Here is a 20,231-nt window from a genome sequence, read left to right as displayed (position 1 = left end):
CGATGGCTGCGTTAGACTCGCCAGAATTTACATTCTCGCATCCCCGTGCCCCGACGCTACGATTCCGACGATATCGACGAGTTCGACGACGACACCGACAGCCGCTGGCCGCAGTGGCGTCGTCGCCTGATCACCTGGGGCATGGCCGCGTTCGCGCTGGCGCTCGGGTTCCTGATTCCCTATACGGTGTACCTGAACCAACAGGTCACCCAGCGCTTCGGCGAGCTGCGCTGGCAGATCCCGACCCGTGTCTATGCGCGCCCGCTGGTGCTGGCGCCGGGCCTGGCGATGGACGCGCAGACCCTGAAGACCGAACTGGCGGCCTCGGCCTACCGCGAAGACGGCACCGGCAAGCCGGTGGCCACCTATGCCCAGGACGGCGGCCGTTTCGTCATTTCCAGCCGCGGCTTCAGCGACGTGGACGGCCCCGTGGCACCCCGCCGGGTCGAGCTCAGCCTGTCCGGCGGCCAGGTCGCCTCGCTGCGCGACGCCGACAGCCGCAAGGCGGTGAAGGCGGCGCGGCTGGATCCGGCGCGCATCGCCACCCTGTACGGTCAGAAGCAGGAAGAACGGCGCCTGGTCCGCATCGAAGAGACCCCCGAACTGCTGGTCACCGGCCTGCAGGCCGTGGAGGACAAGGACTTCAACCGTCACCACGGCATCGACCTGAGCGGCATCGCGCGGGCGATCTGGGTCACGGTGCGCTCCGGTGGACAGAGCCGCCAGGGCGCGTCCACGCTGACCCAGCAGCTGGCCCGCAGCGGCCTGCTCGGGATCGGCAAGGAACAGACCGTCACCCGCAAATTCAATGAAGTGCTGTACGCGCTGATCATGGAGGCGCGCTACGACAAGCGCACCATCCTGGAGGCCTACCTCAACCAGGTGTACCTCGGGCAGCGCGGCAGCCAGGCCATCCACGGCATGTCCTCGGGCGCGGAGTTCTGGTTCGGGCGCGATCTCTCCTCGCTCAACACCGAGCACGTGGCGCTGCTGATCGGCCTGGTCAAGGGGCCGTCGTACTACGACCCGCGGCGCAATCCGGAGCGCGCGCTGGACCGGCGCAACTTCGTGCTGGGCAAGCTGCACGAAAGCCAGTTGATCGACGATGCCGAGTACCAGCGTGCGTTGAAGGCGCCGCTGGGCGTACCGAAGAACCCCGGCCTGATCGCCGCCAACCGGTTCCCGGCCTACGTGGATCTGGTGCGCCGCCAGCTGGGCCACGACTACCCGGAAGCCGTGCTGCAGGGCGCGGGCCTGAGCGTGATGACCGGCATGTCGCCTTCGGCACAGGCGTACTCCGAAGGCGCGGTCACGCGCACGCTGAAGTCGCTGGAGACCAAGCGCCGGCCCGAGCTGCAGGCCGGGATGGTGCTGACCGACGTGCACAACGGCGACGTGCTGGCCGTGGTCGGCAGCCGCGACGTGTCCGAGCCCGGCTTCAACCGCGCCATCGAAGCCCAGCGCCAGGTCGGTTCGCTGCTCAAGCCGTTCGTCTACCTGCTGGCGCTGGCGCAACCGGACCGCTATTCGCTGGCCAGCTGGGTCGACGATTCGCCGGTGACCGTGCAGCTCAGCGGCGGCAAGCGCTGGACGCCCGGCAATGCCGACAACCGCAGCCACGGCACGGTGCGGATGATCGACGCGCTGGCCAGCTCCTACAACCAGGCCACCGTGCGGATCGGCATGGCGGTCGAGCCGAAGCGGCTCACCGAACTGATCCATGTGCTGGCCGGGATCAAGGCCGAACCGAATCCGGCGGTGATTCTGGGCGCGACCGACCAGAGCCCGTATGCGATGGCGCAGCTGTACCAGTTCCTTGCCTCCGGTGGTGAGATCCAGCCGCTGCACGCGGTGCGTGGCGTGCTCGACCCGCAGGGCAAGCTGCTCAAGCGCTACGACAAATCCCCTGCGCCGGCACAGGAGGGCGACTCGATCGCCGCCAACCTGATCAGCATCGGTCTGCAGCAGGTGGTCTCCAGCGGTACCGCGCAGCGCCTGAACGCCGACGGCCTGGCCCGCCTGCAGCCGGCCGGCAAGACCGGTACGTCCAACGACGGCCGCGACAGCTGGTATGCCGGCTACACCGGCGACCACCTGGCGGTGGTCTGGATCGGCAACGACCAGAACGAGCAGACCGGCCTGTTCGGTGCCAGCGGCGCCATGCGCGTCTGGTCGGGCATCTTCACCCGCCTGCCGAGTTCGCCGCTGCGGGTCAGCAACAAGGGACTGGATTGGCAGTACGTGGAAGCCAGCGGCACCGCCAGTACCGATGAAACCTGTCCGGGAGCCCGTCGCTTCCCGTTCGTCGTGGGCTACGCCCCCGCCTATGCGCCCTGTGCGCCCCCGGCCGTGCTGCCGGAGGGTGAGGGTGACGGGCAGGGGGACGGTGAAGCCCAGGGCGGCGGTTGGCGGAGCTGGTTCGGAATGGAACGCAAGCAGGATGCTGCCCCGGAACCGGCGCAAAGCGCGCCGGCGGCTACCCCTCCTGCGCGTTGAGTCCTGCCATGTCTTCGATGTACCTGCTTCGTCCGATCGCGATGGTCGCGGTCAGCCTGTCCCTTGCCGCGTGCGTCAGCAGTACGCCGCCGGTGAAGCCGCCGGTGGTTGCCACGGTCACCCCGGCGCAGCGCCTGGCCGCTGTCGAGGCCGCCGCTGGCAATGACGATACCGAGCTGGCGGTGCAGCCGCTGCGCGATGCCCAGGTCGACGACCTGCGTGCGCATGCCCAGGCCCGCCGCCAGGCCAACGATCTGGCCGGCGCGGCCGAAGCGCTCAACCAGGCCCTGCTGATCGTCGAAGGCGATCCGGCCGTGCTGCAGGAGCGGGCCGAGATCGCGCTGCTGCAGGGCGATTGGGCGCGTGCCGAATCGCTGTCGCGCAAGGCCGTGGACCTCGGCTCGAAGACCGGGCCGCTGTGCCGCCGCCACTGGGCCACCATCGAACAGGCCCGCCTTGCCCGTGGCGAAAAGGAAAACGCGGTATCGGCGCACGCGCAGCTGGAAGGCTGCACCGTGCCGGGCATCAAGCGCTATTGAGGGCTTGATTGCCAGCCCGTAGTGCCGGGCTCTGCCCGGCAATCAACCCCGTAGTGCCGGGCTCTGCCCGGCAATCAACCTTGTAGTGCCGGGCTCTGCCCGGCAGCATTTGACGTAAAACAGCGGGGCAGAGCCCCGCTCTACAAGGGCGATCCGTGCCGTGACGCAGCGGGGCAGAGCCCCGCTCTACAAGGGCGGTCCGTGCCGTGGCGCAGCGGGGCAGAGCCCCGCTCTACAAGGGCGGTCCGTGCCGTGACGCAGCGGGGCAGAGCCCCGCTCTACAAGGGCGATCCGGCGCGCGGTGGCGGTGGGGATTATCATGGTGGGATGTCCCGCCTTGCCACTGCCAGCGGCGACGCCCTCAGCGAGGGCGGTGCGCTCGCCAGCCAACTCGATGCCTTCGTGCCGCGTCCGGCGCAGCTGCGCCTGACCGCCGCCATCGCCGAGGCCTTCGACCAGCGCGACGTGCTGCTGGCCGAGGCCGGTACCGGTACCGGCAAGACCTACGCCTACCTGGTGCCGGCGCTGCTGTCCGGCTTGAAGACCATCATCTCCACCGGCACGCGCGCGCTGCAGGACCAGCTCTACCACCGCGATCTGCCCCGTGTGCGCGCCGCGCTCGGGGTAGGGCACAGCAGCGCCCTGCTCAAGGGCCGCGCCAACTACCTGTGCCGCTACCGCCTGCAGCAGGCGCGTGGCGAGCCCCGCTTCTCCTCGCCGGAACAGGTGGCGCAGTTCCAGCGCATCCTGGCCTGGTCGGGGCGCACGCGCTTCGGCGACATGGCCGAACTGGACGCGTTGCCGGAAGATTCGCCGCTGTACCCGATGGTGACGTCCACCGTGGACAACTGCCTCGGCACCGAGTGCCCGTTCTGGGACGAGTGCTTCGTGGTGCAGGCCCGCCAGCGCGCCCAGGCCGCCGACGTGGTGGTGGTCAACCACCATCTGCTGCTGGCCGACCTGGCACTGAAGCAGGAGGGCTTCGGCGAGATCCTGCCAGGCGCACAGGCGTTCGTGATCGACGAGGCGCACCAGTTGCCGGAGCTGGCCGCGAACTTCTTCGGCGAAGGCTTCGGCATGCGCCCCTGGCAGGAACTGGCGCGCGACTGCCTGGCCGAGAGCCGCAGCGTGGCCGGTGCGCAGGCCGCGCTGCAGGCGCCCGCCGCTGCGCTGGAGCAGGTGCTGCGCGACCTGCGCATCGCGATGGAAGGCCTGCCGCCGCGTGGCACGCAATGGCGTGCGCTGGCCGTGCCGCAGGTACGCGACGGGTTCGACGCGGCAATGACAGCGCTGGTGACGCTGCGCGATGGCCTGGCCGGCGTGCGCGAGGCGTCGCCCGGGCTGGATGCCTGCCATGCGCGTGCGCTGGACGCGGTATCGCGGCTGTCACGGTGGCTTGGCGACGACGCGCCGATGCTGGATTTCGACGTGGACCCCGAGCAGGCGCCGGCACCAGCCGAGGTGCTCTGGTACGAACTCACCCCGCGCGGCTTCCGTTGCCAGCGCACCCCGATGGACGTGTCCGGGCCGCTGCGCGAGCATCGCCAGCGCTCGATGGCCGCCTGGGTGTTCACCTCGGCCACGCTGACGGTGGACGGCCACTTCGACCACATCGCCCAGCGGCTCGGCCTGGACGATCCGGTAACGCTGCTGCAGGCCAGCCCGTTCGACTGGGCGCGCCAGGCGCTGTGCTACCTGCCCACCGATCTTCCGGACCCGGCCGCACGCGGCTTCGGCACCGCGCTGATCCGCGCCTTGACCCCGGTGCTGGCGGCGTCCGACGGGCGTGCGTTCCTGCTGTTCGCCTCGCACCGCGCGCTGCGCGAAGCGGCCGAAGCGCTGCGCGATGCGCCCTGGCCGTTGTTCGTACAGGGCGAGGCGCCGCGTGCGACGCTGCTCCAGCGCTTCCGCGACTCGGGCAATGGCGTGCTGCTCGGTTCGGCCAGTTTCCGTGAAGGTGTGGACGTTGTCGGCGACGCGCTGAGCGTGGTGGTGATCGACAAACTGCCCTTTGCCGCACCGGACGATCCGGTGTTCGAGGCGCGCCTGGACGCGATCCGTCGCGACGGCGGCAACCCGTTCCGCGATGAGCAGTTGCCGCAGGCGGTGATCGCGCTCAAGCAGGGCGTGGGCCGGTTGATCCGCAGCGAGACCGATCGCGGCGTGCTGGTGCTGTGCGATCCGCGCCTGCTCAGCCGCGGCTACGGCCGGATCTTCCTGGATTCGCTGCCGCCGTTCCGCCGCACCCGGGCGCTGGACGATGTGCGCGCCTTCTTTGCGCCACAATGGCCCGCCGACGCGGCCAGCGCGCCTGCCCCTGCCCCTGCCGTTGCCGCTGCCGCTCCCGCCACCGTGGCGGCGCCGGCCGTCGACGATTTCCCCACTTCCCTGTTCTGACCGCCATGAAACTGCTCGCCTTTGAAACCGCCACCGAAGCCTGCTCCGTTGCCCTGTACGTGGATGGGCAGGTGCTGGAGCGCTTCGAGATCGCCCCGCGCCGCCATGCCGAGTTGAGCCTGCCGTGGGCCGAAGCGCTGCTGGCCGAGGCGGGTGTGGCGCGGTCGCAGCTGGATGCGATCACGCTCAGCCGCGGCCCGGGCGCCTTCACCGGGGTACGCCTGGCGATCGCGATCGCGCAGGGCATCGCGCTGGCGCTGGACCGCCCGCTGGTGCCGATCTCGACCCTGCAGACGCTGGCGCTGCGCGCGCCGGCCGATGCCGACCACGTGCTGGCCAGCATCGATGCGCGCATGGGCGAGGTGTACGTGGCCCGCCAGGTGCGCGTGGACGGCCGCTGGCAGGTGCAGGGCGAGGAGGTCGTGTGCGCGCCCGACGCGGTGGTGCTGCCCGATGGCACGCGCTGGTTCGGCGTGGGCACCGGGTTCGGTGCCGCCGATGGCCACCTGGCCACGCGTCTGGCGGGCCAGCTGGATGGGGTGGATGCCCAGGCCCTGCCGCACGCCTCGGACCTGCTGACCCTGGCCGTGCCCGCGTTCGAACGCGGCGAGGCGGTCGCGCCGGAACGGGTGGAGCCGGCCTACCTGCGCGACAACGTGGCCTTGACCCTGATCGAACAGCAGGCCGCGCGGGCGGCGAAACAGGGGTAATCGCGTACCCGCCGGCCGCGTTGGTACCTGCCGGCGTTCAGCGGTCGTCGCGCAGTTCGCCGCCAGGCAGGAACACCCAGGTCCGGGTGACCTGCAGGATGTCCACGCCGTCGTCGGTCTTGGGCAGCGGCGGGAACGGCTGGGCCAGGGTAATCACGCGCAGCGCGGTGGCATCCAGCAGGGGGCTGTTGCTGCTGCGCAGGATGCGGCTGCTTTCCACGCTGCCGTCGCGGCGGACCCCCACGGTGATCACCACCTGGCCGCCGAGCCGGCGCTGGCGCGCCTCATCGGGGTAGTTCAGATTGCCCACGCGTTCGGCCCGGTCCACCCAGGCCCGCAGGTAGTTGGCGTAGGCGTACTCGCGCGTGCTCGCCGACACGAACTTGCGGTTGGGGCGCTTGGCGTACTGCGCCGAGCGCAGGTGCACTTCGGCCGCCAGCCGCGCCATCTCCGCGTCGCGCTGTTCGCGTGCGGTGACCGGTGCGTCCGGCGTGGGGTGGTCGGGCAGCGGCTGCGGCTGCGCGCTGGCGACGGTATCGGGACTGTTGCGGCTGCTGATCACGCGCGCCTGCGGGGGCGGCGGGCTGGCCGCATCCTGGCGCTGTTGTGGCACCGGCGACAGACCGGTCTGCGGCTGCGGCACGATCCCGGCCTGGTTGTCGCGCGGGCGCTCGGCCTTGTCGTGGTCGCCGCCACCAACCTGGCTGGCCTGGGCGAGGAAGTCGGCCTGTTTCGGCGTCAGCGCGGTCCGGGTCTGGCTGAAGATCACATCCAGGGTCGGCACCAGCGGGGCCTGGTCGCTGACCGCGAAGCCCACGCCGAGGATCAGCAGCCCGTGCACGATCACCGACAGGGTCAGGGTCGCGCCCAGCCGCTGCGACTCACGCGCCTGCAGACTGGGGGCCGGAGCGACGCGGGCACTCATCGCGGCAGGCCGGCCTCGATGGCATCGAACAGCAGCCCGGCGATGTTGAGACCGAACTGCGCATCCAGCTCGCGCACGCAGGTGGGGCTGGTGACGTTGACCTCGGTGAGGTAGTCGCCGATCACGTCCAGGCCGACAAAGCGCATGCCGCGGCGCTTCATTTCCGGCCCGACCTGCGCGGCGATCCAGCGGTCGCGCTCGCTCAGCGGGCGGCCTTCGCCGCGGCCGCCGGCGGCGAGGTTGCCGCGGAACTCGTCGCCCTGCGGGATCCGCGCCAGGCAGTAGTCCACCGGCTCGCCGTCCACCAGCAGGATGCGCTTGTCGCCGGCGGTGATGTCGGGAATGAACTTCTGCGCCAGCGCCAGGGTACGGCCGCCGTCGGTCAGGGTTTCCAGGATCACATTCAGGTTCGGGTCGCCGGTACCGCTGCGGAAGATCGAGCGGCCGCCCATGCCATCCAGCGGCTTCAGCACGGCCTGGCCGTGTTCGAGCACGAAGGCTTTCAGGTCGGCGTTGCGGCGGCTCACCAGGGTCGGCGGGCAGCACTGCGGGAACAGCAGCGCGGCCAGCTTCTCATTGAAGTCGCGCAGGCCCTGCGGGTCGTTCACGACCATCGCGCCGGCCTGCTGGGCCACGCTGAGCACGTGGGTGTCGTAGATGAACTCGGCATCCACGGGCGGGTCCTTGCGCATCAGCACCACCTGGCCGGGGCCGAACGTGGTCTGGCTGAATTCGCCCAGGGTGAACCAGTCCTGCGCGTCCTCGCGTACCTGCAGCGGGGCGGTCCGGGCCACCGCCTGGCCATCGCGCAGCGCCAGTCCGCCCGGGGCGACGTAGTGCAGGGCATGGCCCCGTCGCTGGGCTTCCAGCAGCATGGCGAAGGTGGTGTCTTTGGCAATCTTGATGTGGGCGATGGGGTCCATCACCACGATGACGTTCAACGGCATGGTCGCAACCTGGCGGGCAGGGCGATGATGGTAGCGGCAATGGGCCCCGGTTGCCTGCCCGGCACGGCTGCAACGCAGTGTCCGCCGGCGCCGGCGGCGGCCACGGGTTTGCGCAGTTCCGGGTCCGGCACGGCCCGGAGACCCGCGGCCCGCTTGGCGGCAGCCGCGGTGCTTGAAGCCTGCGCCGGAATTGGGATATAGATACGCTTTCGCAGCGACGCCAGACCAGCAGAAGCGTCGCGCGCTCGGGGAAAGGTAATGACTGAAAACATGGCTGCGGGTGGGGAACTCGCAGGACTCAGGGTCATGGTCATCGACGATTCGAAGACCATTCGCAGGACCGCGGAAACACTGCTCAAGCGCGAAGGCTGCGAGGTGGTGACCGCGACCGATGGTTTCGAGGCGCTGGCCAAGATTGCCGACCAGCAACCGCAGATCATCTTCGTGGACATCATGATGCCGCGTCTTGACGGGTATCAGACCTGCGCGTTGATCAAGGGCAACCAGCTGTTCAAGTCCACGCCGGTGATCATGCTGTCCTCCAAGGACGGCCTGTTCGACAAGGCGCGCGGGCGCATCGTCGGCTCGGAGCAGTACCTGACCAAGCCATTCACGCGTGAAGAACTGCTGGGTGCCATCCGCACATACGTAAACGCCTGACCAGGGGGGAAAGGCACAATGGCTCGAATCGTTCTGATCGAGGATTCACCGACCGACCGTGCGGTGTTCACGCAATGGTTGCGCAAGGCCGGCCATGAGGTACTGGAAGCGGACAACGCCGAGGACGGGCTCCAGCTCGTGCGCGAGCAGTTGCCGCAGCTGGTGCTGATGGACGTCGTGCTGCCGGGCATGAGTGGTTTCCAGGCGACCCGCGCGATGGCGCGCGACGCGGCAACCAGACACATTCCGGTGGTCATCGTCAGCACCAAGGCGATGGAAACCGACAAGGCATGGGGGCTGCGACAGGGGGCGGCCGATTACATCGTCAAGCCGCCGCGCGAGGAGGAACTGATCGCGCGGATCAACGAACTGGTGGTCTGATGCGCTCTCCCTTCGACATCCTGGAAGCCTACGAACGGCGCAGCCTGGCCCATGCCGTGCAGCTGCCGGAACGACAGTTTTCGCAGGATCTGTGGCGCGGCGTCGGCTACCGGGTCGGCAAGCGCCGGCTGGTCTCCGACTTCCGCGAAGTGGTTGAAATCGTGCCGATGCCGCCGGTGACCCCGGTGCCCGGCGCGCAGCCGTGGCTGCTGGGCGTGGGCAACCTGCGCGGCAACCTGTTCCCGGTGGTCGACCTGAAATATTTCATGGAAGGCGAGCGCACCGTCCAGCAGGAAGGCCAGCGCGTGCTGATCATGCGGCAGGCCGGCGGCGACGTCGCCCTGACCATCGATGAACTGTTCGGCCAGCGCAGCTTCGAGCAGGACCAGGACGTGGCGGCCGGCGATCTCGCCGAAGGCCGCTATGGCCACTTCGTCGACCGTGCCTTCCACGGCGACGGTCATGACTGGGGCGTGTTCTCGCTGTCGCTGCTGTCGCGCACCCCCGAATTCAGGCAGGCCGCGGCCTGACCGTCGCCGTCTGTCTCACCGCATTGAAGATCGAGGTTGAACCATGAGTACTGCTTCGGAATCCGCCAAGGCCGGCAAGCTGGGCTCGGTGGGAACCAATTTCTGGCTGGGCCTGCTGGCCCTGTCGATGATCGTGTTCGGCGTCAACACCGGCGTGGCCACCTGGCAGGGCAGCCGCCTGGCCGGCGCCAGTACCGGTGCGGCCGACCTGCAGGTGCTGTCCCAGCAGCTGGCCAACCAGGGCCGTGAGGCGGTGTCGGGCAACGCACAGGCGTTCACCGCGTTCAAGGACACCAAGACCCGCATCGAAGGCACGGTGAGCAGCCTGAAGGGGCGCTACGGCAACGAAGCCAACGTCTCCGGCCCGCTGGAACAGCTCAGCCAGACCTGGGAGCCGCTCGGCAAGAGCGCCGGCCAGCTGGTTGCAAGCGAACCGGCGGTGCTGGCCTTGGCCGGCAACGCCAACAACTTCGTCAACGGCGTGCCGGCACTGCAGGCGCAGCTGAATGAGGTGGTCCGCGCGATGTCGGCAGGCGGTGCGCCCGCCTCGCAGGTCTACAACGCCCTGCAGCAGGTCGTGGTGGTGGGCTCGATGGCCCGCCGCGTGACTGAAATGCGCGCCGGTGGCGCCAATGCCGCCGCCGCGGGTGATGCGCTGGCGCGCGACTCGGTGGTGTTCACCCAGGTGCTCGACGCCCTGCGCAATGGCAACGAGGAACTGGGCATCAGCGCCGTGCGCAATGCCGCCGCGTTGACCGCGCTGGAGCAGTCGCAGAAGCAGTGGGACACGATGAAGCAGGACGCCGACGCGATCCTGGCCAGCTCGCGCCAGCTGTTCGCCGCGCAGTCGTCGGCCGCCGCGCTGACCGCCGGCGCCGGCAGGATGCTGGACGACAGCAAGAAGCTGTTCGAAGCCTTCTCCTCGTTCGGTTCGGTGCGCGACACGCGCCTGTTCCCGAACTTCTGGCTGGGGGTGATTTCCGGCGCGCTGTCGCTGATCGCCATCGTCGGCTTCGTCAGCAGCACCGTGCGCAGCCGCTCGCGCGAGCAGGAACTGCGCTACCAGACCCAGGTGGAGTTCAACAGCCGCAACCAGCAGGCGATCATGCGGCTGCTGGACGAAATCAGCTCGCTGGGTGAAGGCGACCTGACGGTCAAGGCCTCGGTGACCGAGGACATGACCGGCGCGATCGCCGACGCAATCAACTACGCCGTGGACGAACTGCGCCACCTGGTGACCACCATCAACGACACCTCGGCCAAGGTCGCCGTGTCCACCCAGGAAACCCAGGCCACGGCGATGCAGCTGGCCGAAGCGGCCGGCCACCAGGCCAACCAGATCACCTCGGCGTCGGACCGTATCGGCGAAATCGCCTCGAGCATCGAGCAGGTGTCGCGCAACTCGGCCGAATCGGCCGACGTGGCCCAGCGCTCGGTGGTCATCGCCGCCGAAGGTGCCGGCGTGGTGCGCGAGACGATCCAGGGCATGGACCAGATCCGCGACCAGATCCAGGAAACCTCCAAGCGCATCAAGCGCCTGGGCGAGTCCTCGCAGGAAATCGGCTCGATCGTGGAACTGATCAACGACATTTCCGAGCAGACCAACATCCTGGCGTTGAACGCGGCCGTGCAGGCGGCCTCGGCCGGTGAAGCCGGCCGCGGTTTCGCGGTCGTGGCCGACGAAGTGCAGCGCCTGGCAGAACGTACCTCCGGCGCGACACGACGCATCGAGAACCTGGTCCAGGCCATTCAGGCCGATACCAACGAGGCGGTCAGCTCGATGGAGCAGACCACCGCCGAAGTGGTGTCCGGTGCGCGCCTGGCCGAAGACGCCGGTACCGCCCTGACCGAAATCGAACGCGTGTCCAACGCGCTCAACAACCTCATCAAGAACATCTCGATCGCCGCCCAGCAGCAGTCGGCCGCCGCATCGGACATCACCCGCACGATGGGCGTGATCCGTCAGATTACCGGCCAGACCTCGCAGGGTGCGGGACAGACCGCCGAGTCGATCGGCCATTTGGCACAGCTGGCGGCCGACCTGCGCCGCTCGGTTGCCGACTTCAAGCTGCCGGCGTGAACGTCCGGCAGGGCGGAGAGGGAAGGAATCAGCAGATGATGCATCGCCACAATCCCCAGCACATCCTGTGCGCGAACCTGCCCGGAGCCGTGGCATGAGCACGCTGCGCGATGCGATGAGCCACGCTGCCCTGGGCTGGGTCAAGCCGGAGCTGGACGAAACCCTGCGCCAGGTCCGGCACGAGGTCGAGTACTTCGTGGAAGACCCGGCCGACGGCGGCCGCATGCGCTTCTGCGCCGGCTACCTGCACCAGGTGCAGGGCACGCTGCGGATGGTCGAGCTGTATGCCCCGGCGATGGTGGCCGAGGAGCTGGAACAGCTGGCCAATGCGATCGGCGCCGGTGAGGTGCCCGACCGCGACGAAGCCTGCGCGACCCTGATGCGCGGCAGCGTGCTGCTGCCCGATTATCTGGAGCGCCTGCAGAACGGCCATCGCGATATTCCGATCGTGCTGCTGCCGCTGCTCAACGACATCCGTGCCGCACGTGCCGCGCCGGGCATCAACGAAAGCGTGCTGTTCGCCTTCGCACCGGACAGCGCCAGCGCCACCGAGGCCGAACTGGATCATGCGCGCGGCAGCCTGAGCGGCCGCAACCGTGAGCTGCTCGATACCGTGGGCAACGCGGTCAAGGAAGAACTGCTGCGCATCAAGGATGCGCTGGACCTGCACCTGCGCACCGGTGGTGAGCCGGTGCAGCTGCAGACCCAGGTCAACGAACTGGGCGCGGTCGCCGATACCCTGGGCATGATGGGCCTGGGCGTTGCCCGCGGCGTGGTCGTGCAGCAGCGCGATGCGCTGCGCAGCGTGGTCGACGGCGAACAGCAGATCGACGAAGGTCTGCTGCTGGATATCGCCGGCGCGCTGCTGTACGTGGACGCCTCGCTGGACGACCAGGTGGCCCATCTGGGCGCCGGCGGCAGTGGCGAAGACGACCCGAGCGCGGTGGAGAACCGGCGTACGGTGGAAGTGCTTGCCCACGAGGCGATCGCCAACTTCGCCGCGGCCCGCGAGCACTTTGTCGCCTTCATCGAAACCAACTGGAGCCACGCGCAGCTGCAGGAAGTGCCGCGCCTGCTGGGTGAGGTGTCCGGCGCGCTGCGCATGCTGGACCTGGCCGTGCCGGCCGACTACCTGCAGGGCGTGCGCCAGTACATCGCGGTGGAACTGATCGGCAAGCAGCGCGTTCCCAGCGGCCGCCAGCTCGACACGCTGGCCGATGCGATGGCCAGCCTGGAGTACTACCTGGAAGCGCTGCGCGAACGCCGCCCCGGTCGCGACGAGATCCTGGACATCACCCGCAGCAGCCTTGAAACGCTGCGTTACTGGCCGCTGCCGGATGCCGACAGCGCGCCGGCCGATACCAGCGCCGACGCGCTGCCGGTCGCCGCCGAGCGCATCGACGTGGCCGCGTGGGACGCGCCGTCGATCGAGCCGATCGCCATCGAACCGACCCCGCTCGCTGCGCAGGAACCGGTCAGCGTGCCGCCGCCGTTGCCGGACTTCACCTTCGATCCGCTGCCTGCGGCACCCGCGCCCGCCGCGCCGGTCGCGCTGGTGTTCAATGCCTCCACCGCGCCGGTGGCACCGGATGCGCCGCAGTGGGAGCTGTCCACCGCGCGGCCGCATGATGAGGTCGCACCGGCGTTTGCCGCGTTCGATCCGGTGCAGGCCGAAACGCCGACCGCGCCGTCCGCATGGGACCTCGTGCCGACGCTGGACAGCGTTGCCGTCGAGGCCGCCGATACCGACACCGCCGATGCGCTGTCGGGTGCCGATGCTGCCGATGCCGTGGCCGACGAGATCGTGGTCGCCCACAGCGCCACCGGTTTCGACCCGGTGGCCGCTGAGCACGACGTGCTGGACATCAGCGACGAGCCGATCGAGTTCACCTTCGACGATGACCTGCGCAACGCCGACGACGTGCTGTCGCTGGATGTCCAGGACGTCCAGATTGTCCAGGAGGCCACGCACCTGGCCGAACCGGACGCGTTCGATGTGGACGCATTGCCGACCTTCCTGCAGGACACCGCCGCCGACGACCGCGATGGCATTGCCTCGTCCGGCGACGTGGACGCGGATGCACCCGCACCCGCACCGGTCGAGGACGCCGTCCCGGCCGATGCACTGCCTGACGACACCCTGGCCGTCGATGTGCCGCTGACCCCGGTAAGTGCCGGCGTGCAGGAAGCGGTGATCGGCAGGATCGAGCTGGACGACGAATCGGCGCGGTTCCTGGCCGAGCTGGACGCTGCGGCGGCCCAGTTCACCACCCAGCCCGTCGAGGCGCCGGTTGCAGCCGCGCCGGCCACCGACACCGTCGACGCCAGCATCGATGCCGGCTTCGAGGACGATGGCGAGAACATCGACCAGGACATCCGCGAGGTCTTCATCGAAGAGTTCGACGAGGAACTGGAGAACCTGGGCAATCTGTTGCCGGTGTGGCGTGCCGCCCCGGACAACCTGGACCGCCTGCGCCCGATCCGCCGCGTCTTCCATACCCTCAAGGGCAGCGGCCGCCTGGTCGGCGCCCGCACGCTGGGCGAGTTCAGCTGGAAGGTCGAGGGCATGCTCAACCGCGTGCTCGACGGCAGCCGCGCGGCGACCCCGGCGGTCGTCGCGATGGTGACCCAGGCCTATGAGGTGCTGCCGCAGCTCAACGCCGCGCTGCGCGATGGCAGCCGCGTGACCGCCGACCTGCAGGCCATGCAGGCCATTGCCGACCGCGTAGCGGCCGGCGAAGAGACCTTCCACGTTCCGTTGCAGCGCCCGGCACCCGTTGCCGCGCCGGTGCCGGAGCAGACCGTCGCCGACGCGCCGGCCGAGACCGTGGTGGACGCCGTGGTCGAGGCCCCGGTCGAGGCGGGCACGCCAGCCAATATCGACAGCGTGCTGCGCGAGATCCTCGAAGCCGAGGTCGAAACCCACCTGGCCACGCTGCAGGCGTGGCTGGACACGGCGGCGGCAACCCCGGCGCCGGTGACCGATCTGCTGCTGCGTGCCATGCACACCATGAACGGTGCGTTCGCGATGACCGAGGTGCCGGAGATCACCGCCGTCACCGGGGCCGCCGAATCGTTCATCAAGCGCTCGCTGGCTGCCGATGCGACGCCGGAGGCCGACGGCGTGGCGGCGCTGCGCGATGCCGCTGCCGCCATCACGCTGACCATGACCGCGCTGCAGACCGAATCCCCGCGCATTCCGCTGCAGCATGACCTGGCCGCACGCCTGCAGGCGCTGGCCGATCTGCTGCCCGAAGCGCGCTGGCCCGCGCTGGCCGACGACGACGCCTTCGATGCGGAGACGGCGGAGCTGGACGCCATCGAGGTCATCGAGGTCATCGACGTGCTCCCGGTGGTCGACACCGCGGATGCCGACGCGGTCGTGGCCGAGGCCATGCCTGACGTCGCAGGGCTCGAGGTTGTCGACGCCGACGCGGTGGTCGATGCCGAGGCCGCCGACGAGGTGGATTCGGACGCCCTGGCGCAGGACGTCGATGCCGCCGGGTTCGCCCGCGCCGACGCGTCCGACGACGTGGCCATGCAGGACGCGGAGATCCAGGCCGACGGCCTGGTGGTCGTGGATGCTGCGGACCTGGACGACGCGTCTGCGTTCGATCTGTCCATCGGCGAGCTGACCGGTGGCGACGACCTGTCCCGCTTCCTCGACGAAGCCGCGCTCCCGGCGGCGCTTGTCACCGGAACGGCCGCCGCTGCGGCCGGCACCGGCGACGACGCCGATGCAGACGTGGCTGTCGCCGTGGATGCCGCGCTGGAGACCGCCCCGGCCGATGCCGCACCGACAGGGCTGGACACGGTCGAGCTGACTACCGCCGACGATCTGTCGCGCTACCTGGGCGTGAACCCCGATGGCGCCGGCACCGTGACGGCAGAACACGACGCCACTGATGCCACGGTGGCGGCGTTCGACAGCGCCGCGCTCAGCGACGAGGACGAGGACGCCCTTGAGGCCGAGGTCCATGCGCTGGACGAGGTGCTGCCGCCGCTGCCGTCCTTCGGCGAGCCGGTGGACGCACAGCAGGCGCTGGATGACGGTCTGACCGTGGTCGATGCCCTGGAGGGCCACGACGCGCCGGTGGTGGGCGTGATCGGGCTCGACGCCAGCAACGATGACGGCACCGAGGCCGATGCCTTCGCCGAAGCGCTGGACGACACCGCGGCACCGGACGACACCGCGCCGCTCGCCGCGCCGACGCCGTTCTTCGAGCTGGAACAGGCCACCGTCGCGATCGATGCGCCGGCCGACGCCGATACGCAGGGCGCGTCCGACGCAGTTGACGCTGACGCCGATGCCGATGCCGATGCCGATGCCGATGCCGACGCCGATGGCGATGCAGACGCAGACGCCGACGCGCTGGACTTCAGCGTGCTCGACCAGGAACTGGTCGACATCTTCGTGGAGGAGGGCAAGGACCTGCTCGACCACTGCGATGGGCTGATCAGCGAGCTGCGCGCCGCACCGCAGGACCGCGACGTGGTCGCCGGGCTGCAGCGTGATCTGCACACCCTCAAGGGTGGCGCACGCATGGCCGGGATCAATCCGATCGGCGACCTTGGCCACGGCATCGAGTCGCTGCTGGAAGCGGTGGCGGCCAACCGTACCGATATCGACCGCAGCGACGTCCACCTGCTGGAGCGTGGCTTCGACCGCCTGCACCAGATGCTCACCCGCACCGGCGCTCACCGCACGGTGGCGATGCCTGACGACCTGATCGCCGCCTTCGAGCAGCGTACCCAGGGCCGTGTGGCCGTGGTCGAGGACACCCTGCCGCCGGAGGCCCCGGAGGCCGAAGACCGCAACACGGCCGTGGCCAACGCGATCGCCGCCCTGGTGGCGGCGCCGCTGTCCGCACCGGTGCCGCTGGAAGTGGCCGGCGACGAAGACGCGATGGCGCGGCCGCAGCAGGAACAGGTGCGTGTGCGCGCCGATCTGCTCGACCGCCTCGTCAACCATGCCGGTGAAGTGGCGATCTACCGCTCGCGGCTGGAACAGCAGCTGGGCGCGTTCCGCGGTGCCATGTCCGAACTGGACCGCACCAACGCCCGTCTGCGCGACCAGTTGCGCCGACTCGACCTGGAAACCGAGGCGCAGATCGTCGCCCGCTACCAGCGCGAGCAGGACCAGGCCGACCACAAGTTCGATCCGCTGGAACTGGACCGCTTCTCCACCCTGCAGCAGCTCAGCCGCGCGCTCAACGAATCGGCGGCCGACCTTGGTGGCCTGCAGGGCGTGTTGGACGATCTGTCGCGCCAGTACGACGTGCTGCTGCAGCAGCAGTCACGCGTCAGCTCGGAACTGCAGGATGGCCTGATGCGCGCGCGCATGGTGCCGTTCGACGGGCTGGTCCCGCGCCTGCGCCGCGTGGTGCGCCAGGCTGGCCAGGACACCGGCAAGCAGGTACATGTCACCCTGGAAGGCACCCACGGCGAACTGGACCGCAACGTCCTGGACCGCATGGTCGCGCCGCTGGAACACATGCTGCGCAACTCGGTTGCGCACGGGCTTGAGACGCCGGAACAGCGCCGTGCCGCCGGCAAGCCGGAAGAGGGCGAAATCGCCATCCGTCTGCGCCGCGAAGGCTCGGAAATCGTGCTGGAAGTGGCCGACGACGGTGCCGGCCTGGACCGCGACGCGATCCGCCGCCGCGCCGAGCAGCGCGGCCTGATCGAGGCCGACGCCGTCCTCGGCGACGCCGAACTGGACGCGATGATCTTCGCCTCCGGGTTCAGCACCGCCGACCAGGTCAGCCAGCTGGCCGGTCGTGGCGTGGGCATGGACGTGGTGCACAACGAAGTGCGCCAGCTCGGCGGCTCGGTGGACATCCATTCCGTGCGCGGGCAGGGCGTCACCTTCACCCTGCGCCTGCCGCAGACGCTGGCGGTCACCCAGGCGGTGTTCGTGCAGATCGGCGACACCACCTATGCGGTACCGGTGGCATCGGTCAGCGGCATCGGCCGCATCTCCCGCGAGCGTTTCGAATCCACCAGCGCCGGTGTGTACCACTACGGCGGCGAAGAGTTCGCCCTGCACGACCTGGGGACGCTCGTCGGCCAGGCCCAGGCGCGTGCCGAAGGCCAGGCCCAGGTGCCGCTGCTGCTGGTGCGTGCCGGCGACCTGCGGGCCGCCGTGGCCATCGACCAGGTGCTGGGCAACCGCGAAATCGTGGTCAAGCCGGTGGGCCTGCAGATCGCGTCGGTGCCGGGCATCTACGGCGCCACGATCACCGGCGATGGCCGCGTCGTGGTCATCCTCGACGTTGCACCGCTGGTGCGTCGCTTCCTGGCCAACCCGCACAAGCCCATCGCGGTGACCACCCAGGTCAGCGACCGCGACGTGCCGCTGGTGATGGTGGTGGATGACTCGCTGACCATGCGCAAGGTCACCGGTCGCATCCTGGAGCGCCACAACTTCGAAGTGACCGTCGCCCGCGATGGCGTTGAGGCACTGGAGCGGCTGGAGGAGCGCGTCCCCGACCTGATGCTGCTGGATATCGAGATGCCGCGCATGGACGGTTATGAACTGGCCACCGCGATGCGTGCCGACCCGCGCTACCAGCAGGTGCCGATCGTGATGATCACCTCGCGCAGCGGCGACAAACACCGCCAGCGCGCGTTCGAAATCGGTGTCCAGCGCTACCTGGGCAAGCCGTACCAGGAACTGGATCTGATGCGAAACGTTTACGACCTGCTGGGGATCGCCCGTGTCCGCGAGTGACTCCCATCCCCTGTTGTCGGTCGCCCTGCTGGCCCGTGCCGGCGCGGCGCGTGACCGCCTGCGCGATGCGCTCGGCCATGCCGGCGCGCGCCTGGTGTTCGAGGACGATCCCAACACGCTGGAGCCGCAGGCGCTGCGCGATGCCGATCCGGGCGCGGTGCTGATCGCGCTGGAACCGGCGATCGAGGATGCGCTGGAACGGCTGGACCCGGTGCTGGCCTCGCCCTCGCTGACCCTGATCTTCGACGAGGCCGAACTGGCCGCCCGTCGCGATGGTTGGGAGGCCCAGCGCTGGGCGCGTCATCTGGCCGCCAAACTGCACGGCCACCACGACGTGCTGCCGCCCGGATCGGAGCAGGACCACCTGCTGCAGCCCGAACCCGGCCTGCCGACCACCCCGGCGCAGCTGCATGCGGATGCGCCGCTGGATTTCCACGTACGCGAGGCGTTGGACGCGGCCACCGATGTGCCGGCTGACGGCCTGTACCAGGCCCCGGCCGACATCCGTGAACCGATGTCGCTGGAGGAAGCGCTTGCCGGCCTGCAGCCGTCGCCACAGACCGTGCCGGTGCCGGCCGCCGTGACGCCGCCTGCCGGTCCGCCGCCGCTGCCGTTGTCCGCGCTTGGCGACCACAGCAGCTGGTCGCTGGTTGATGACCACGCCATGCCTGCCGCGGTGCCTGTTGCCGCTGCCGCGCCGCTGCCGCCGTCGGCCTTCGACAGCGAACGCCTGTCGCTGGTGGAGCTGGAGGCCGACGTGGATCCGGGCAGTGCCGCCCCCGGCGCGGTGCTGGTGCTGGCCGGCATCGGCGGCCCGGACGCATTGCGCCGGCTGCTGGCTGGCCTGCCGGCCACGCTGGCCACGCCGGTGCTGGTGCACATGCGCCTGGACGGTGGCCGTTACGGCAACCTGGTCAAGCAGATGGCCCGCGTGTCGGCCCTGCCGGTGGTGCTGGCCGAAGCCGCACAGCCGGTGGAAGCCGGGCAGGTGTACATCCTGCCCGACGACATCGGCGTGACCGTGCTCAACCGCGGCCTGCATTTCGTCGCCGATGCCCACGGCGTGCAGGTCGGCGCGCTGCCGCCGGCGCACAGTGCGGTGGTGCTGCTCAGCGGTGCCGATGCCAGCCAGGTCGATGACGTGCTCGCGCTGGCCGTTGCCGGCGCCTGGGTGGCCGGCCAGGTCGGGGAGGGCTGCTACGACCCGACCGCCGCCAGTGCGGTGGTCGCCGCCGGCATGGAGGCGGGTGAGCCGCAGCAGCTGGCCCAGGTCATCGCCGATCGTTGGGGCGCAGACGCGTGATCCACGCGACCGCCCACCACAGGAACCAGAGCCCATGAGTTACGCCAACAACGATGAAATCCGCGGTGTCCTGATCCAGGCCGGGCATGAGCGCGTGCTGCTGCCCAATGCCACGGTTGCCGAGATGATGTCCAAGGTGCCGGTCCAGGCCATCGCCGATGCGCCGGCCTGGCTGGTGGGGCAGATCGCCTGGCATGGCTGGGACGTGCCGCTGCTCTCGTTTGCGCGCCTGTCCGGGCTCGGCGACGAGCCGGTGCACGGCAACAACAAGGTGGTGGTGCTCAAGGCGCTGGGGGGCAATGCGGAGCGACCCTATTTCGCCCTGCTGACCCAGACCTTCCCGCAGCTGATTTCCGTTCCCCGCGACGGCCTGCTGGCCGACGCCTCCGAGGAAACCCTGCCGCAGGGCGTGCACATGCGCGTGCTGCTGGGCGAACAGAGCGCCCTGCTGCCGGATCTGGACGCGCTGGAAGCGGCCTTGGACCACGCCCACCCGGTGGGGTGAGCGGTCGGCCACGGCCGTCGGGTCG

13 protein-coding genes are annotated in these 20,231 nt (G+C 69.7%); 11 read left to right on the top strand and 2 right to left on the bottom strand.

Annotation, left to right across the window (positions count from 1 at the left end; genetic code table 11):
• Window positions 1-45: 45 nt before the first annotated feature.
• From mrcB to tsaB, 4 genes are all read left to right on the top strand, one after another.
• Window positions 46-2,496 carry a penicillin-binding protein 1B gene (gene mrcB, locus ACLB90_RS04815; protein WP_411851860.1) on the top strand — a complete coding sequence of 817 codons (2,451 nt, stop codon included), beginning with the start codon at window positions 46-48 and terminating at the stop codon, window positions 2,494-2,496.
• Between the two features lie 17 nt (window positions 2,497-2,513).
• Window positions 2,514-3,035: a hypothetical protein gene (locus tag ACLB90_RS04810; protein ID WP_411852698.1), complete on the top strand. Its 522-nt coding sequence runs from the start codon at window positions 2,514-2,516 to the stop codon at window positions 3,033-3,035.
• 327 nt (window positions 3,036-3,362) lie between these two features.
• Window positions 3,363-5,432, top strand: a complete 2,070-nt coding sequence (locus tag ACLB90_RS04805; protein WP_411851859.1) for an ATP-dependent DNA helicase — start codon at window positions 3,363-3,365, stop codon at window positions 5,430-5,432.
• Window positions 5,433-5,437: 5 nt separating this feature from the next.
• Window positions 5,438-6,142, top strand: a complete 705-nt coding sequence (tsaB, locus tag ACLB90_RS04800) for a tRNA (adenosine(37)-N6)-threonylcarbamoyltransferase complex dimerization subunit type 1 TsaB (protein WP_411851858.1) — start codon at window positions 5,438-5,440, stop codon at window positions 6,140-6,142.
• A gap of 37 nt (window positions 6,143-6,179) precedes the next feature.
• On the opposite strand, the gene ACLB90_RS04795 is transcribed toward tsaB, so the two are convergent.
• Together ACLB90_RS04795 and gshB are read right to left on the bottom strand one after the other, a co-directional pair.
• Window positions 6,180-7,067, bottom strand: coding sequence for a TonB family protein (locus ACLB90_RS04795; RefSeq protein ID WP_411851857.1), 888 nt, complete (start codon window positions 7,065-7,067; stop codon window positions 6,180-6,182).
• Window positions 7,064-8,014, bottom strand: coding sequence for a glutathione synthase (gene gshB, locus ACLB90_RS04790; RefSeq protein ID WP_411851856.1), 951 nt, complete (start codon window positions 8,012-8,014; stop codon window positions 7,064-7,066). The genes ACLB90_RS04795 and gshB overlap by 4 nt, the downstream gene beginning before the upstream one ends.
• 258 nt (window positions 8,015-8,272) lie before the next feature.
• Here gshB and pilG point away from each other — a divergent pair, with 258 nt between their 5' ends.
• From pilG to ACLB90_RS04755, 7 genes are all read left to right on the top strand, one after another.
• The gene (gene pilG / locus ACLB90_RS04785) at window positions 8,273-8,674 is read left to right on the top strand and encodes a twitching motility response regulator PilG (protein WP_017356958.1); all 402 of its coding nucleotides are present in this window, start codon (window positions 8,273-8,275) and stop codon (window positions 8,672-8,674) included.
• A gap of 18 nt (window positions 8,675-8,692) precedes the next feature.
• The gene (locus ACLB90_RS04780; RefSeq protein ID WP_017356959.1) at window positions 8,693-9,055 is read left to right on the top strand and encodes a PleD family two-component system response regulator; all 363 of its coding nucleotides are present in this window, start codon (window positions 8,693-8,695) and stop codon (window positions 9,053-9,055) included.
• Window positions 9,055-9,585 carry a chemotaxis protein CheW gene (locus ACLB90_RS04775; RefSeq protein ID WP_411851855.1) on the top strand — a complete coding sequence of 177 codons (531 nt, stop codon included), beginning with the start codon at window positions 9,055-9,057 and terminating at the stop codon, window positions 9,583-9,585. The genes ACLB90_RS04780 and ACLB90_RS04775 overlap by 1 nt, the downstream gene beginning before the upstream one ends.
• 43 nt (window positions 9,586-9,628) lie before the next feature.
• Window positions 9,629-11,665: a methyl-accepting chemotaxis protein gene (locus ACLB90_RS04770; protein ID WP_411851854.1), complete on the top strand. Its 2,037-nt coding sequence runs from the start codon at window positions 9,629-9,631 to the stop codon at window positions 11,663-11,665.
• Between the two features lie 94 nt (window positions 11,666-11,759).
• Window positions 11,760-18,398: an Hpt domain-containing protein gene (locus ACLB90_RS04765; RefSeq protein ID WP_411851853.1), complete on the top strand. Its 6,639-nt coding sequence runs from the start codon at window positions 11,760-11,762 to the stop codon at window positions 18,396-18,398.
• Window positions 18,385-19,701, top strand: a complete 1,317-nt coding sequence (locus ACLB90_RS04760; protein WP_411851852.1) for a chemotaxis protein CheB — start codon at window positions 18,385-18,387, stop codon at window positions 19,699-19,701. The genes ACLB90_RS04765 and ACLB90_RS04760 overlap by 14 nt, the downstream gene beginning before the upstream one ends.
• Before the next feature lie 34 nt (window positions 19,702-19,735).
• Window positions 19,736-20,206: a chemotaxis protein CheW gene (locus ACLB90_RS04755; RefSeq protein ID WP_411851851.1), complete on the top strand. Its 471-nt coding sequence runs from the start codon at window positions 19,736-19,738 to the stop codon at window positions 20,204-20,206.
• Window positions 20,207-20,231 lie beyond the last annotated feature (25 nt).

This window comes from Stenotrophomonas sp. LGBM10 (assembly GCF_046736075.1).
In the GTDB taxonomy this organism is placed as follows: Bacteria; Pseudomonadota; Gammaproteobacteria; order Xanthomonadales; family Xanthomonadaceae; genus Stenotrophomonas.
This window is presented reverse-complemented; position numbering and strand designations above follow the sequence as displayed.